We start from the raw sequence: 15,151 nt of genomic DNA on the forward strand, positions 1-15,151 counted from the left end.
CAACGACAAGGCCGCTTTCGAGCGGCTTTGTCGTTTTTGCATACCGCCCATGCGCCTGCTCGCGTAAACTGGCGCGCTTCTCGCAACCGAGCCGGTTGCACATTCACTTTTTTCACAGGTGCCCGCCATGCCTTGGCTGCAAGTACGCCTCGCCATCAGCCCGGAACAAGCCGAAACCTACGAAGACGCTTTCCTTGAAGTCGGCGCTGTTTCGGTAACCTTCATGGACGCCGAAGATCAGCCGATTTTCGAACCCGAACTCAACACCACGCCGCTGTGGTCCCATACCCACCTGCTGGCACTGTTCGAAGGCGGCACCGAGGCGGCCAGCGTCCTCGCGCACCTGGAACTGCTGACCGGCTCGCCACTGCCCGAGCACCACAGCGAAGTGATCGAGGACCAGGACTGGGAACGCAGCTGGATGGACAACTTCCAGCCCATGCGTTTCGGCCAGCGCCTGTGGATCGTGCCCAGCTGGCATGCCGCCCCGCAGCCGGACGCGGTCAACCTGTTGCTCGATCCGGGCCTGGCCTTCGGCACCGGTACGCACCCGACCACCGCGCTCTGCCTGGAATGGCTCGACGGCCAGGACCTCAAGGACTGCAATGTCCTCGACTTCGGCTGTGGCTCGGGCATCCTGGCGATTGCCGCGCTGCTGCTCGGCGCCCGCGAAGCGGTCGGCACCGATATCGACGTGCAGGCCCTGGAAGCTTCCCGCGACAACGCCGGACGCAACAACATCGCCGAGGAACTGTTCCCGCTGTATCTGCCGGAGCAATTGCCACAGGTACAGGCCGATGTGCTGGTCGCCAACATCCTCGCCGGCCCCTTGGTTTCCCTGGCCCCGCAGTTGTCCACCCTGGTCAGGCCGGGCGGCCGCCTGGCGCTGTCCGGCATCCTCGCCGAACAGGGCGAGGAAGTGGCTGCCGCTTATGCCAAGGACTTCGATCTGGACCCGATTGCCGATCGCGATGGTTGGGTGCGCATCAGTGGCCGTCGGCGCTAGAATGGGCGCTTGGATAAACCGGATCGCCGCATGACCGACAGCTTCGTCACCCAGTGCCCGCATTGCCAGACCAGCTTCCGCGTCAGCCACGCCCAATTGAGCGTGGCGCGCGGGGTGGTTCGTTGTGGCTCCTGCCTGCAGGTGTTCAACGCCGCGCGGCAACTGCTGGAGCAACGCGCGGCCCGGGAAGCCGGGACAGCCCAGCCGGCAGCGGTCGCGGCGGCCACCCCGGTCGCGCCCCCCGCGCCCCTGCTGCCCCCCACTCCGGCGACACCTCCCGCTCCACCGCCACGGGCCATCAGCCAGAAGCAGTGGACGACGCAAGAGCTGGATCTGGACGACCTCGATCTCGACGAAGAACTGGCCCGCCTGGAGCAACGGGAAATCCAGCCGGCCAAGGCCTTCGGCGAGCACGGCGGCCAGGGCGAGTCCTTCAGCGCCCGCCGCGACAGCGATGACGACGAGGCCCAGTGGTCAGGCAGCCTGTTCAGCGAACCGGCCGGCGCACACGATGAAATCGCCGACGACGGGCCGCCCGCGCCCACCGTCACGACCAGGACCGAGCGCAAGCCAGAGCCACCGCGGCCGAGCCGTACCGAGCCGTCGCTGTCGTTCGATCTCGCCGACCTCGATGACGAGCCCCAGGCTCCGCGCCTGAAAATCGAAGACGACGAGCTGGAAGACGCCACGACCCACGAACCGCTGGCCGCCGACGAGCACGACGAAGACGAACCCGCGGCCGCCGCCCCGAAGAAGCCTGCGCGCACCCGCAGCGAACCCGGCATGCACGACGACGTGCTGCTGGACCTCGAGGACGACCCGATTCATCTCGACTGGCAACGCCGCCGGTCCCCCTGGGGCAAGCGCCTGCTGTGGCTGTTGCTGGTACTGCTGGCCGCCGCGGCCCTGGCCGGCCAATACATCGCCTATCACTTCGACGAACTGGCGCGCCAGGACCAGTATCGCCCGTGGTTCCAGCAACTGTGCCCGGAAATCGGCTGCAAGGTGCCTTCCAAGGTCGATATCGCCCGAATCAAGAGCAGCAACCTGGTGGTGCGCAGCCACCCGGACTTCAATGGTGCGCTGGTGGTGGACGCGATCATCTACAATCGCGCATCGTTCTCCCAGCCATTCCCGCTGCTGGAGCTGCGCTTCGCCGATCTCAACGGCCATCTGATCGCCAGCCGGCGCTTCAAACCCGGCGAATACCTGGGCGGCGACCTCAGCGGCCAGAGCGAAATGCCACCGCAGACCCCGATCCATATCGCCCTGGACATCCTCGATCCAGGCGCCAAGGCCGTGAACTACAGCCTCAGCTTCCACTCACCCGAGTGATTCAGGGCCTGCCGTGCTCGTTGACGGTGTTTTTCCGGCGGTAACCAAACTGCTGGCGATAACGGAATAACTGTTCAGATTTTATCCAATTTTGCCTTTATCCGGTCATCGAGAGCGGGTATCATGCCAACCCTTTTTCGAACTCTAATGATCCGGCCCCACAACAGGGAAGTCCTATGTCGGCGGTACGCATCGGCCCATACACACTGCAGAACGGCTTGATTCTCGCCCCGATGGCGGGGGTCACCGACCAGCCCTTTCGTCAGCTTTGCCGACGCCTGGGCGCGGGCCTGGTGGTTTCGGAAATGGTAACCAGCGACATGAGCCTGTGGAACAGCCGCAAGTCGCGTCTGCGCATGATCCACGAAGGTGATCCCGAGCCCCGCTCGGTACAGATCGCCGGCGGTGATGCACAGATGCTGGCGGATGCGGCCCGGGCCAATGTCGAGCTGGGGGCACAGATTATCGACATCAACATGGGATGTCCGGCCAAGAAGGTCTGCAACAAGGCCGCCGGTTCCGCGTTGCTGAAGGATGAAGACCTGGTGAGGGAAATCCTGCACGCCGTCGTGGCGGCAGTCGATGTCCCGGTCACCCTGAAGATACGGACCGGCTGGGACCGGGCGAACAAGAACGGCCTGACGGTGGCGAAGATCGCCGAGCAGGCGGGCATTACCGCCCTGGCGGTGCACGGCAGAACCCGTGCCGACCTGTACACCGGTGAAGCCGAGTACGACACCATTGCCGCGATCAAGCAGGCGGTGTCGATCCCGGTCTTCGCCAACGGCGATATCGATTCGGCCGAAAAGGCCCGGTACGTGTTGCAGGCGACCGGTGCCGACGGCCTGTTGATCGGCCGGGCCGCCCAGGGGCGGCCATGGATTTTCCGTGAGATCGAGCATTTTCTGCGTACCGGCGAAACCCTCCCGGCACCGGAGCTGTTCGAAGTGGAACGCATTCTGCTAGAGCATCTGGCCGCGCTGCATGCCTTCTATGGGGAGGTCATGGGCGTCCGCATTGCCCGCAAGCATGTCGGCTGGTATCTCGCAACCTTGCCGGGCGCCAGGGAGTTTCGCGCCCACTTCAATCGTTTGGAAGATACGGAAGCACAATGCGCCAACGTTCGTGAGTTCTTTGCCGAACGTTACAAGAGCCTGGTGACAGGGGACGGAGAGGGGGTGGCCGCATGACGATGATGACCGAGACTTTAGTGAGTGGAACAACGCCCGTGAGCGACAACGTCAATTTGAAACAGCACCTCAATACGCCGAGCGAAGAAGGCCAGACCCTTCGCGGTAGCGTCGAGAAGGCGCTGCACAATTATTTCGCCCACCTTGAGGGCGCGGCCGTCACGGACGTGTACAACCTGGTGCTCTCCGAAGTCGAGGCTCCCCTGCTCGAAAGCGTGATGAACTACGTCAAGGGCAACCAGACCAAGGCCAGCGAACTGCTCGGCCTGAACCGCGGCACCCTGCGCAAGAAACTCAAGCAGTACGATTTGCTGTAAGCATTCAATCAAACCAGAAAGGCGCCCCAGGGCCTGCAAGAAAACTCGCCAAGCGGCGATCAGGCAAGGCAAAAACAGGCGAGGAAGCGGAGTGTAGAGGCCTACATGAGCATTCCGAGCCTGTTTTCAACGCAGCATGATTGTCGCGCAGGCAGTTTCCGTACAGAACCCGGAACCGGTCGCCTTATTTGCTGACCCCTTGCTTTTGATGGACATTGAGATGACCGACCAGACTACCCGCCTGCCGATCCGCCGCGCCCTGATCAGCGTTTCCGACAAGACCGGAATCCTCGATTTCGCTCGTGAACTGGAAGCCCTGGGCGTGGAAATCCTCTCCACCGGCGGTACGTTCAAGCTGCTGCGGGACAACGGCGTCGCCGCCGTGGAAGTCGCGGACTACACCGGCTTTGCGGAAATGATGGATGGCCGGGTGAAGACCCTGCACCCGAAAATCCACGGCGGCATCCTCGGCCGTCGCGGCATCGACGATGACATCATGAGCGAGCACGGCATCCGCCCGATCGACCTGGTCGCGGTCAACCTCTACCCGTTCGAAGCCACCATCAGCAAGCCGGGCTGCGACCTGCCGACCGCCATCGAGAACATCGACATCGGTGGGCCGACCATGGTCCGCTCGGCGGCCAAGAACCACAAGGACGTCGCCATCGTGGTCAATGCCGGCGACTACGCCCAGGTCCTGGAAAGCCTCAAGGCCGGTGGCCTGACCTACGCCCAGCGTTTCGACCTGATGCTCAAGGCCTTCGAACACACCGCCGCCTACGACGGCATGATCGCCAACTACATGGGCACCGTGAACCAGGCCGCCGAAACCCTGAGCACCGAAGGCCGCAGCGAATTCCCGCGCACCTTCAACAGCCAGTTCATCAAGGCCCAGGAAATGCGCTACGGCGAGAACCCGCACCAGAGCGCGGCGTTCTACGTGGAAGCCAGGCCGGCCGAAGTCGGCATCGCCACCGCGACCCAGCTGCAAGGCAAGGAGCTGTCGTACAACAACGTGGCCGACACCGATGCCGCGCTGGAATGCGTGAAGAGCTTCGTCAAGCCGGCCTGCGTCATCGTCAAGCACGCCAACCCGTGCGGCGTGGCCGTGAGCCCTGACGCCGAGGGCGGTATCCGCCAGGCCTACGAACTGGCCTACGCCACCGACAGCGAATCGGCCTTCGGCGGCATCATCGCCTTCAACCGCGAGCTGGATGCCGAAACCGCCAAGGCCATCGTCGAGCGCCAGTTCGTCGAGGTGATCATCGCCCCGTCCGTCAGCGAAGAGGCCCGTGCCATCGTCGCCGCCAAGGCCAACGTGCGCCTGCTGGCCTGCGGCCAGTGGGATGCCAACCGCGCCCCGGCCTGGGACTACAAGCGGGTCAACGGCGGCCTGCTGGTACAGAGCCGCGATATCGGCATGATCGGCAGCGAAGACCTCAAGGTGGTGACCAAGCGCGCACCGACCGAACAGGAAATCCATGACCTGATCTTCGCCTGGAAAGTCGCCAAGTACGTCAAGTCCAACGCCATCGTCTACGCCAAGAACCGCCAGACCATCGGTGTCGGCGCCGGCCAGATGAGCCGCGTCAACTCCGCTCGCATTGCTGCAATCAAGGCCGAGCATGCTGGCCTGCAGGTGCAGGGCTCGGTCATGGCTTCGGACGCGTTCTTCCCGTTCCGCGACGGCCTCGACAACGCGGCCAAGGTCGGTATCACCGCGGTGATCCAGCCGGGCGGCTCGATGCGTGACAATGAAGTGATTGCCGCGGCCGACGAAGCCGGTATCGCGATGGTATTCACCGGCATGCGCCACTTCCGTCACTGATAACACAGCCCCTGTGGGAGCCGGCTTGCTGGCGATGAGGCCAGCGAGCCTGGCATTGAGCTTGCGGCCGTTATCGCCAGCAAGCCGGCTCCCGCAATGCTCTCTTAGAATTCAGCGTCATCGAGGTTTTTGAAATGAATGTTTTGATCATCGGCAGCGGTGGCCGTGAACACGCCCTGGCCTGGAAAGTGGCGCAGGATCCGCGTGTCGAGAAAGTCTTCGTCGCCCCGGGCAACGCAGGCACTGCCATCGAAGCCAAGTGCGAGAACGTCGCCATCGACGTCCTGGCCCTGGAGCAACTGGCCGACTTTGCCGAGAAAAACGTTTCCCTGACCATCGTCGGCCCGGAAGTGCCGCTGGTGGCCGGTGTTGTCGACCTGTTCCGGGCCCGCGGCCTGGACTGCTTCGGCCCGACTGCCGGTGCCGCCCAGCTGGAAGGTTCCAAGGCGTTCACCAAGGACTTCCTGGCCCGCCACAAGATCCCGACCGCCGATTACCAGAACTTCACCGAGATCGAGCCGGCCCTGGCCTATCTGCGCGAGAAAGGCGCGCCGATCGTGATCAAGGCCGACGGCCTGGCCGCCGGCAAGGGCGTGATCGTCGCCATGACCCTGGCCGAAGCCGAAGACGCCGTACGCGACATGCTCGCCGGCAATGCGTTCGGCGAAGCCGGTTCGCGGGTGGTGATCGAAGAGTTCCTCGATGGCGAAGAAGCCAGCTTCATTGTCATGGTCGACGGCAAGAACGTCCTGCCGATGGCCACCAGCCAGGACCATAAGCGCGTCGGCGACGGCGACAGCGGCCCGAACACCGGCGGCATGGGCGCCTACTCCCCGGCCCCGGTGGTCACCGCCGAGGTGCACCAGCGCGTCATGGACCTGGTGATCTGGCCGACCGTGCGCGGCATGGCCGAGGAAGGCAACGTCTACACCGGCTTCCTGTACGCCGGGCTGATGATCGACAAGGCCGGCAATCCGAAAGTCATCGAGTTCAACTGCCGCTTCGGCGACCCGGAAACCCAGCCGGTCATGCTGCGCCTGCAATCGAGCCTGGTGCTGCTGGTCGAGGCCGCGCTGGCCCAGGCCCTGGACAAAGTCGAAGCCCAGTGGGACCCGCGTCCGAGCCTGGGCATCGTCCTGGCCGCCGGCGGTTACCCGGGCGATTACGCCAAGGGCGCAGCGATCAACGGCCTGGAAGAGGCCGCTGGTCTGGAAGGCAAGGTCTTCCACGCCGGTACCGCGTTGAAGGATGGCCAGGTCGTGACCTCCGGTGGCCGGGTGCTCTGCGCCACGGCGCTGGGCAACAGTGTCGACGCGGCACAACAGCAGGCTTACCGGTTGGCAGCTAAAATCAATTGGGAAGGCTGCTTCTACCGCAGCGATATCGGCTATCGTGCAATTGCACGCGAACGCGCAGAAAGCCAGGAATAAGCTATCCGATCGGATAGGCAAGGGCTTCAGGCCCTTGCCGTCTTATTCCCGCCCCGCGCATAGTTATGACTCAGGCATCAACCTACGAAGGGATTTCGCCGTGCGCTGGCTCAGGATTGCCATAAGTTTCACCGTCAGCCTGCTGACCCTGCTTTGCCTCGCATCGGCCGCCCACGCCTCGCAAGGCAGTGGCTGGGCGGTATTGTTCGACGATCAGGCCGACCTGCAACTCAGCGATATCCGCTCTTCGCGCTACATCAACCAATTCAGCCCCGTCGAACTCGACCGCCTGACCGCCGCCGAGCCCGATGGCGCGCTGTGGTTGCGCTTCCGTCTGCAGCCGGGCAAACACGAACAATTGCTGCGGGTCTTTGCCCCCGACCTCGCCCGCCTCGACCTGTACACCCTCGACGGCGACACGCTGATCGACCAGGTCCGCAGCGGCAATGACCTGTCGAAAGCCGAACGACCATTGCCCAGCAGCGATTTCATGCTGCCCCTGATACAAAGCCCCAAGCCCCTCGACATCTACCTGAGGCTGGTCTCGAAACACGAACTGCGTCCCCATATCACCCTCGAATCGGCGGTGATGAGCGCCGCCGACCAGGGCCAGACGTTGCTCTACGGCCTGCTGTTCGGCTGCCTGTCGATGCTGATCCTGCACAACCTGACCCGCTTCGCCTATACCCGTTCGCGCAGCAGCCTGTGGCTGGCGTCCTGTGAAGCCCTGCTGTTGCTCAGCGCCCTGTTCCTGCTCAACCTGGCGGGGCCGTGGCTGCCCGACTGGCACGGCGCGCAGACGCCCGGCGCCTACCTGGCGCTGTTGCTCACCGCGCCCTGCGGCCTGATGTTCACCTACAGCTTCTTCTCCCCCCTGGGGCCGCATCCGCTGAACAAGCTGTTGCTGGGCGACATCCTGGTGATCTGCCTGGGCGGGCTGTTGCTGCTGTTCGTCGACACCCTGCCCCTGAACGTGATGACCTACGGCCTGGTCGGGCTCGCCAGCCTGAGCATCCTGCTGGTCGCCGCCTATCACTGGCAGAAGGGCTATCGTCCGGCGCGACTGTTCGTCGTCGCCATGGTCATCTTCAATATCGGCACGCTGGTCATCCTCCCCGCCCTGCTGGGCCTGACCCTGGTGCCGCCGCAGGGCCTGATCGTCGCCCTGCTGATCTTCATCTGCATCAGCGGCCTGTTGATGAGCATCGCCCTCGGCGAGCGCCGCCGCAGCATCACCGAAGACCAGTTCAGCGTCAGCCGCGACCTGGCCGCGAGCAACGCCGAAATCGCCGCCAAGGCCGAGTTCCTGGCGAAGATCAGCCACGAGATCCGCACCCCGATGAACGGCGTGCTGGGCATGACCGAGCTGCTGCTGGGCACGCCGCTGTCGGTCAAGCAGCGCGACTACGTGCAGACCATCCACAGCGCCGGCAACGAACTGCTGACCCTGATCAACGAGATTCTCGACATCTCCAAGCTGGAGTCCGGGCAGATCGAGCTCGACGACGTGCAATTCGACCTCAATGCCCTGATCGAAGACTGCCTGAGTATTTTCCGCGCCAAGGCCGAGCAGCAGAACGTCGAACTGATCAGCTTCATCCAGCCGCAGGTCCCGCGGGTGATCAGCGGCGACCCGACGCGCCTGCGCCAGGCCCTGCTCAGCCTGCTGGAAAACGCCCTGAAAAAGACCGACGAGGGCGAGATCCTCATCGTCGTCGCCCTCGACGAACGCAGTGGCCAGCCACGCCTGCGCATCGCGGTGCAGGACAGCGGCATGCCGATGGATGACGAAGAGCGCGATGCCCTGCTGCACGCCGAATTGCAGAGCAAGAACTTCCTCGCCGCGACCCGCCTGGGCGGCCATCTGGGCCTGGTGATCGCCCGCCAGCTGATCCTGCTGATGCATGGCGAGTTCGGTATCAAGAACAGCCCCAACCAGGGCAGCACCCTGTGGCTGACGCTGCCGCTGGATCCGCTGCACCTGGAACACCCGACCTCCGACCTCGACGGCCCGCTCAAGGGCGCCCGGGTGCTGGTGGTCGACGACAACGACACCTGTCGCAAGGTCCTGGTGCAGCAATGCAGCGCCTGGGGCCTGAACGTCAGCGCCGTGCCTTCGGGCAAGGAAGCGCTGGCCCTGCTGCGCACCAAGGCGCACCTGCGCGACTACTTCGACGTGGTCCTGCTCGACCAGAACATGCCCGGCATGACCGGCATGCAACTGGCGGCGAAGATCAAGGAAGATCCGAGCCTCAACCACGACATCCTGCTGATCATGCTGACCGGTATCAGCAATGCGCCGAGCAAGATCATCGCGCGCAATGCCGGTATCAAGCGCATCCTCGCCAAGCCGGTGGCCGGCTACACCCTCAAGACCACCCTGGCGGACGAACTGACCCAGCGCAGCAAGGGCCCGGCCGCGGTGCCCGCACCGAGCACGCCCGCCGTGGCTCCCGTCACCGTACCGAGCGATTTCCGCATCCTTGTGGCCGAAGACAACAGCATCTCCACCAAGGTGATTCGCGGCATGCTGGGCAAGCTCAACCTGCAGCCCGATACCGCCAGCAACGGCGAAGAAGCCCTGCGCGCGATGAAGGCCCAGCGCTACGACCTGGTCCTGATGGACTGCGAAATGCCGATCCTCGACGGCTTCTCCGCGACCCAGCAACTGCGGGCATGGGAAGTCGGCAACCAGCGCGTGCGCACGCCGGTGGTGGCGCTGACCGCGCATATCCTCAGCGAGCACAAGGAACGGGCGCGCCAGGCCGGCATGGACGGCCACATGGCCAAGCCGGTGGAACTCTCGCAACTGCGCGAGCTGGTGGAGCACTGGGTGGCCCAGCGCGACAGCCAGCAAGTCCAGGCCCCCACCACCTCCTGAGCCGACAGACCGCGCGGCGCCTGATAGACTGCGTCCGCCCTCCTCCGTTCGAGCTCAAGCCATGCTCCACGTGTTGTTCAGCGTTTACCTGAAGATGCTGGTGCTCTACAGCCCGTTCTTCGTCCTGTCCTGCTTTATCAGCCTGACCCGCGGCTACTCCAGCAAGGAGCGCCGGCGCCTGGCCTGGAAAGTGGCGCTCGCCACCCTGGTCTCCAGCGTGCTGCTGTATCTGTTCGGGAGAGTGATCTTCAGTGTGTTCGGCATCACCGTGGACGCCTTCCGCATTGGCGCGGGGAGCGTGCTGTTCATCTCGGCACTGGACATGGCCCAGGGCAAGTCGGCCGTGCAGACCGACAACGTGCAGCAGGACGTGACCATCGTCCCGCTGACCATTCCTTTGACCGTCGGCCCCGGCACCATCGGCGCCCTGCTGGTCATGGGCGTCAGCCAGCCCCATTGGGACGACAAGCTCACCGCCATCGTCAGTATCGCCCTGGCGAGCTTTACCGTCGGCGTGGTGCTGTACCTGTCGAACCGGATCGAACGGATCCTCGGCGACCAGGGCCTGCAGATCGTCAGCCGCCTGATGGGACTGTTCGTCTGCGCCCTGGCGGCACAGATCATCTTCACCGGGGTGCGCGGCTACCTGGTGCCATGAAATCAGGACCCGGTACGGTCGCTAACGCCCTCAGGAACCAGGCTTTTCACCGTACCAGCGCGGCGTATAGACCCACTCGCCGCCGTCGGCCCGCGGGAAGACGCAGGTGGTGGACGAGCCGATGATGACCATGGTGCGCATGTCCACCTGCTCCGGCGTCAGCTCACCCAGGGTGGTCACCCGCAAGGTCTGTCCCGGCCGGCCGATATCCCGTCCCAGTACCACCGGCGTCTGCGGCGTGCGGTGTCGGGCGACGATTTCCAGCGCACGACCCAGTTGCCACGGACGCGAGCGCGAGATCGGGTTGTAGAACGCCAGGGCCAGGTCGGCCTGGGCCGCGAGGTCGAGACGCTTCTCGATGATCGTCCAGGGCTTGAGGTTGTCCGACAGGGACATCACGCAGAAGTCATGCCCCAGGGGAGCACCGGCCTGGGCCGCCGTGGCGAGCGAGGCGGAAACGCCGGGGAGGATTTCCAGCTCGACGTTGTGCCAGGCCGAATCGCCGGACTCATGCAGGGCTTCGAGCACCGCCGCGGCCATGGCGAATACGCCCGGATCGCCGGATGACACCACCACCACTGAACGGCCCTCGGCCGCCAGTTCGAAGGCATGCCGGGCGCGCTGCATTTCCTCGCGGTTGTCGGTGCAATGCAGCACCTGGTCGGCACGAAACGGTCCGGCCATGCGCACATAGGTTTCATAGCCCAGCACGTCGTTGGCCCGGGCCAGCTCGGCCTTGACCGCCGGCACCATCAGCTCGGCAGCGCCGGGCCCGAGGCCGATCACCGCCAGGCGCCCGCGCGGACGACCGATGCGCTCAGGTTCCAGCGGCTGGCTGGCGACGGCAATCGCCAGGCCCTCGCCGACACAGATCGGCGGCAGCAACTGCGGTACCGCCTGTTGCGCCATGGCCGCGACAGAGCCGCCCGAGGCGATAAAACGCAACGGCACGCCCAACTCGACCGCCGCTTCACGCAGCGCAGGACTGGCCATCTCGCTGTCCGCCGCCAGCAGGCAGGCCAGCGACTGCCAGGCGATATTCGCCCCGTGCAAGGCTTCACGAACCGCACCGGCCAGCCCAGGCACCGCGGCCGTCACCGCCACCAGGACGCTGCGCGGATAGATCAGCAACTCATTGGCCACCGGCACACGCTCGGCGCTGCCGACATGAATCGACAGGCGCGCCTGACGGTCCTCCGGCAAGTGCGCCTGCGCCAGCCAGGGCGCCGCCCCTTCGATACGCACGCTTTCGCCGGCCAGCAAGTCCGAGACAAACCGCTTGCCCAGCTCCAGGTCGCCCAGCGCGTAGCCACTGGGCGGGTTCAGCAGGCAGGTGCCGAAACGCAGCTCGCCGCTGGTGGTGATGGCCGCCGCCACACCCAGGCCTGCCGCCATTTCCCGGGCCATGACATTCACCCCACCAAGCCCCCCCAGCAGCGGCACCACCGCGCTGCCGTCCTCGGCCACGGCCAGTACCGGCGGCTCGGCGCCTTTTTCCAGGAGCACCGGGGCCAGCGTGCGGATCACGATGCCGGCGGCGCACAGGGCAATGATCGGCGTGTCCTGCTGGTAGAGCTGGCGCATCGTCGCGCCAAACTCGTGATACAGCCGGTCCGCGCCGTCGACCCGCTCGGCCAGGCCATAGACCAGCGCCTCCGGATAGATCTGTTGCAGCCTGCGGGCCGTCGCGAGGCTGCCATTGCCGAGGATGACAATGGCCGGTTGCGGGCGACTCATCCCTGCCACCGTTCGCCGGGCACGATGATCAGCGAGAAGTAAGGCGAGGACATCGGCTCGACCTCATCGAGCGGCACGATCTTCTGGTTGGCCATGGTCGCCCGCTCCACATACAGCGCGCGACCGGCCAGGCCCAGCTCTTCGAGCACCTGGCGGACCTTGTGGAAGTTACGCCCCAGTTTCATGATCACCGCCGCATCGGCATCGGCCAGGCGCCGCTTGAGTTCGTCATGGGGCAGCACGCCGGACAACACCGACAGGCTCTGGTTGCGGTACACCAGCGGCACACCGAGCACCGAAGCGCCACCGAGCATCGAGCACACGCCGGGAATCACCTCGGCGTCGTAGCGCTCGGCCAGGCGGTCGTGCAGGTACATGTAGGAGCCGTAGAAGAACGGATCGCCTTCGCAGATCACCGCCACGTCGCGGCCGGCATCCAGGTGCGCGGCCACTTCCAGGCTGGCCTCGTCATAGAAGTCGCTGATCACCTGCTCGTAGGACAGCGGCGCCGGCAGGGCCTCGGTGGTCACCGGGTAGACCAGCGGCAACAGGGTCTGCGCTTGCTGCAGGTGCGCCTCGATGATACCGAAGGCATTCCCCTTCTTGCCCTTGGCGACGAAGTACGCCACCACCGGCGACTCGCGCAACAGGCGCAGCGCCTTCACGGTGATCAGTTCCGGGTCACCCGGCCCCACGCCGAGGCCGATCAGACGTCCAGGCTGCTGCATCATTCAATCTCCGTGGCGAGTGCGTTGACGGCGGCGGCGGCCATGGCGCTGCCACCCAGGCGGCCTTGCATGATCACGAACGGCACGCCACGGCTGTCGGCGGCGAGCATCGCCTTTGACTCGGCGGCACCGACGAAGCCCACCGGGAAACCGAGGATCAGCGCCGGCTTCGGCGCGCCGGCATCGAGCATTTCCAGCAAGTAGAACAGCGCGGTCGGGGCATTGCCGATCACCACCACGCTGCCTTCCAGATGCGGCCGCCACAACTCCAGGGCCACCGCCGAGCGGGTGTTGCCCTGCTCCCGCGCCAGCTCCGGCACACGCTCGTCGCGCAGGGTGCAGATCACCGGGTTGTTCGCCGGCAGGCGGGCGCGGGTGATGCCTTCGGAAACCATGCGCGCATCACAGAGGATCGGCGCGCCGGCCGCCAGGGCATCGCGCCCGGCCTTGCCAGCACCCGGCGAGAACTGCAGGCCGTCGATGGCATCGACCATGCCGCAGGCGTGGATGACCCGCACGGCGAGCTTTTCGAGATCGGCGGGAATACGCGCCAGGTTCGCTTCCGCGCGAATGATCGCGAAGGAGTTGCGATAGATCTCCTGACCATCGCGGATGTAATCAATCATCGGTACTGCTCCGTGAGCGGGCTTCGAGCAACGCACCCGCCGCATCAATAGTAAGGTTGCGCGCGTGCAGCAGGCCGAAGCCGGGCTGGGCTGCATCGCGGAAATAGAGGTCGTAGTGGCCGGGCGAGACCGCCAGCAAGGTGGTCGGCGCCACATGGGCCGCGGCGCAGGAGCGGCCGCAACCGGACAGGTGGACGGCCTGGGCCCGCCCGGACAGCAGCGTCGCCAGGCGCCGGGCATCGGCCTTGGTGTCGGCCAGGCCCTTGGCACAGCCGCCGGCGCCGGTGCAGGCGATGATCCGGGCCAGCGCCTGGTCGGCGTCGCAGAGCAGGCCGAGTTGTCGCAGGCGCGCGGTGACGCTGGCCGCGTCCTCCTCGCGGATATTGGGCAGCAGCAGGCTCTGCCAGGGCGTCAGGCGCAGGCTGCCATCGCCCTGTTGCAGCGCCAGCCGGGCCACGCCGTCGAGCATCGGGGCATCGAGGCGTCCCAACGGGAACACCGCACCGATATGCACCAGGCCCGGCTGGCGCTGCGGATAAGTGCCGATATGCCGCAGGTCGGTGGCGGCAGGCCGTTGCCAGTGCGGGACCGGCGTCAGTGCGCTGCCGAGACGCGCGGCCAACTGCGCCAGGAACGACTCGACCGGCACCTCGGCCAGCAGGTGGCGCATGCGCGTCTGCTCCGCTCGGGCCAGGTCGAGGAACAGTTCCAGCACCGCCACCACCAGGTCGTGGCCCTGCTCCAGAGGCACCGCGGCCAGGGGCGCGTCATGGGCCGGACAGCCGGCGAGACCGAATGCCAGCCACGGCCTGCCCTCGATCGACAGCGCCGACAGCCACAGGTCATGGGGATGTTCGAGCATCGCCAGGGCTTCGCCGCCGTCGAGTTGCAACGCGAACTTGGCCGACAGCTCATGGAAGCGCCGTTGGCCCTGCAACGTGGCGAGGATCTGTGCGGCGAGGGGGCGCGTGTCGATCAGCATCAGTGCGTCGATACCGGCGCTGGGGCTGAGCATCAGGTTGCGCACGTCATCGGCACCGGAGGTCTGCGCCTGATTGGCAACCTGCCCCCCTGTGGAGATCACTGCTCCTGTGGGAGCGGTGTCCGTCGCCTCGGCGTCGGGCCCGAGACCGGCCGCCAGCAAGGTGGTGACCAGGGCCGCATGCTGCTCGCCGATCCCGCGAATCTGCAGGTTGGCCCGGTTGGTCGCCTCGATCACCCCGCCGGCATAACGCTCGGCGGCCTCGGCGACGGCCAGGGCCTGGGCGGCGCTGATCACGCCCCCGGCCAGCTTGATCCGACAGATACCGCCATCCAGTGCCGGGACGATGCGCAACAACCCCGGACAGGCCGAGGGGCGGATGGCATTGGCAAGCGGGTGTTCGTTCAAGGGGCAACCGACAGTAAGGGAAAGG

The 15,151-nt window shown here is 65.6% G+C and carries 12 protein-coding genes; 8 read left to right on the top strand and 4 right to left on the bottom strand.

Annotation, left to right across the window (positions count from 1 at the left end; genetic code table 11):
* The first annotated feature begins 127 nt into the window (after positions 1-127).
* The 8 genes from prmA to ACL9RJ_RS30860 all read left to right on the top strand — a co-directional run bounded on the left by prmA (position 128) and on the right by ACL9RJ_RS30860 (position 10,645).
* The gene (prmA, locus tag ACL9RJ_RS30825; RefSeq protein ID WP_017125633.1) at positions 128-1,006 is read left to right on the top strand and encodes a 50S ribosomal protein L11 methyltransferase; all 879 of its coding nucleotides are present in this window, start codon (positions 128-130) and stop codon (positions 1,004-1,006) included.
* A 30-nt stretch (positions 1,007-1,036) separates the two neighbouring features.
* Entirely contained in the window at positions 1,037-2,341 is a 1,305-nt protein-coding gene (locus ACL9RJ_RS30830) for a DUF3426 domain-containing protein (protein WP_017125634.1), read from the top strand.
* A 176-nt stretch (positions 2,342-2,517) separates the two neighbouring features.
* Positions 2,518-3,531, top strand: coding sequence for a tRNA dihydrouridine synthase DusB (gene dusB / locus ACL9RJ_RS30835; protein WP_017125635.1), 1,014 nt, complete (start codon positions 2,518-2,520; stop codon positions 3,529-3,531).
* On the top strand, positions 3,528-3,848 hold the full coding sequence (gene fis, locus ACL9RJ_RS30840; protein WP_003186237.1) for a DNA-binding transcriptional regulator Fis: 321 nt from the start codon (positions 3,528-3,530) through the stop codon (positions 3,846-3,848). The genes dusB and fis overlap by 4 nt, the downstream gene beginning before the upstream one ends.
* Before the next feature lie 220 nt (positions 3,849-4,068).
* Positions 4,069-5,676: a bifunctional phosphoribosylaminoimidazolecarboxamide formyltransferase/IMP cyclohydrolase gene (gene purH / locus ACL9RJ_RS30845; protein WP_042935135.1), complete on the top strand. Its 1,608-nt coding sequence runs from the start codon at positions 4,069-4,071 to the stop codon at positions 5,674-5,676.
* 134 nt (positions 5,677-5,810) lie between these two features.
* The gene (purD, locus tag ACL9RJ_RS30850; protein WP_422765956.1) at positions 5,811-7,106 is read left to right on the top strand and encodes a phosphoribosylamine--glycine ligase; all 1,296 of its coding nucleotides are present in this window, start codon (positions 5,811-5,813) and stop codon (positions 7,104-7,106) included.
* A 100-nt stretch (positions 7,107-7,206) separates the two neighbouring features.
* Positions 7,207-9,987, top strand: a complete 2,781-nt coding sequence (locus tag ACL9RJ_RS30855; RefSeq protein WP_422765957.1) for a response regulator — start codon at positions 7,207-7,209, stop codon at positions 9,985-9,987.
* Between the two features lie 61 nt (positions 9,988-10,048).
* Entirely contained in the window at positions 10,049-10,645 is a 597-nt protein-coding gene (locus ACL9RJ_RS30860) for a MarC family protein (protein ID WP_422765958.1), read from the top strand.
* Positions 10,646-10,675: 30 nt separating this feature from the next.
* On the opposite strand, the gene cobJ is transcribed toward ACL9RJ_RS30860, so the two are convergent.
* Genes cobJ through cobG form a run of 4 tightly spaced genes read right to left on the bottom strand, consistent with a single transcriptional unit; the run spans position 10,676 to position 15,126 of the window.
* A complete protein-coding gene (gene cobJ, locus ACL9RJ_RS30865) occupies positions 10,676-12,382 on the bottom strand; it encodes a precorrin-3B C(17)-methyltransferase (RefSeq protein WP_422765959.1) in 1,707 nt (568 codons plus the stop codon).
* Positions 12,379-13,110, bottom strand: a complete 732-nt coding sequence (locus ACL9RJ_RS30870; RefSeq protein ID WP_017125641.1) for a precorrin-2 C(20)-methyltransferase — start codon at positions 13,108-13,110, stop codon at positions 12,379-12,381. The genes cobJ and ACL9RJ_RS30870 overlap by 4 nt, the downstream gene beginning before the upstream one ends.
* On the bottom strand, positions 13,110-13,736 hold the full coding sequence (locus tag ACL9RJ_RS30875; protein WP_017125642.1) for a precorrin-8X methylmutase: 627 nt from the start codon (positions 13,734-13,736) through the stop codon (positions 13,110-13,112). Before ACL9RJ_RS30875 ends, ACL9RJ_RS30870 begins: the two co-directional genes overlap by 1 nt.
* Positions 13,729-15,126, bottom strand: coding sequence for a precorrin-3B synthase (gene cobG / locus ACL9RJ_RS30880; RefSeq protein ID WP_422765960.1), 1,398 nt, complete (start codon positions 15,124-15,126; stop codon positions 13,729-13,731). The genes ACL9RJ_RS30875 and cobG overlap by 8 nt, the downstream gene beginning before the upstream one ends.
* Positions 15,127-15,151 lie beyond the last annotated feature (25 nt).

It is taken from the genome of Pseudomonas sp. Mn2068 (genome assembly GCF_049319725.1).
In the GTDB taxonomy this organism is placed as follows: Bacteria; Pseudomonadota; Gammaproteobacteria; order Pseudomonadales; family Pseudomonadaceae; genus Aquipseudomonas; species Aquipseudomonas gingeri.

Bases quoted from the DNA above. Each gene is read 5' to 3' on its own strand.
- ACL9RJ_RS30870 (WP_017125641.1), bottom strand. From the start codon at position 13,110: ATGCAGCAGCCTGGACGTCTGATCGGCCTCGGCGTGGGGCCGGGTGAC.
- ACL9RJ_RS30830 (WP_017125634.1), top strand. From the start codon at position 1,037: ATGACCGACAGCTTCGTCACCCAGTGCCCGCATTGCCAGACCAGCTTC.
- dusB (WP_017125635.1), top strand. From the start codon at position 2,518: ATGTCGGCGGTACGCATCGGCCCATACACACTGCAGAACGGCTTGATT.
- fis (WP_003186237.1), top strand. From the start codon at position 3,528: ATGACGATGATGACCGAGACTTTAGTGAGTGGAACAACGCCCGTGAGC.
- purH (WP_042935135.1), top strand. From the start codon at position 4,069: ATGACCGACCAGACTACCCGCCTGCCGATCCGCCGCGCCCTGATCAGC.
- ACL9RJ_RS30875 (WP_017125642.1), bottom strand. From the start codon at position 13,736: ATGATTGATTACATCCGCGATGGTCAGGAGATCTATCGCAACTCCTTC.
- prmA (WP_017125633.1), top strand. From the start codon at position 128: ATGCCTTGGCTGCAAGTACGCCTCGCCATCAGCCCGGAACAAGCCGAA.
- cobJ (WP_422765959.1), bottom strand. From the start codon at position 12,382: ATGAGTCGCCCGCAACCGGCCATTGTCATCCTCGGCAATGGCAGCCTC.
- ACL9RJ_RS30860 (WP_422765958.1), top strand. From the start codon at position 10,049: ATGCTCCACGTGTTGTTCAGCGTTTACCTGAAGATGCTGGTGCTCTAC.
- purD (WP_422765956.1), top strand. From the start codon at position 5,811: ATGAATGTTTTGATCATCGGCAGCGGTGGCCGTGAACACGCCCTGGCC.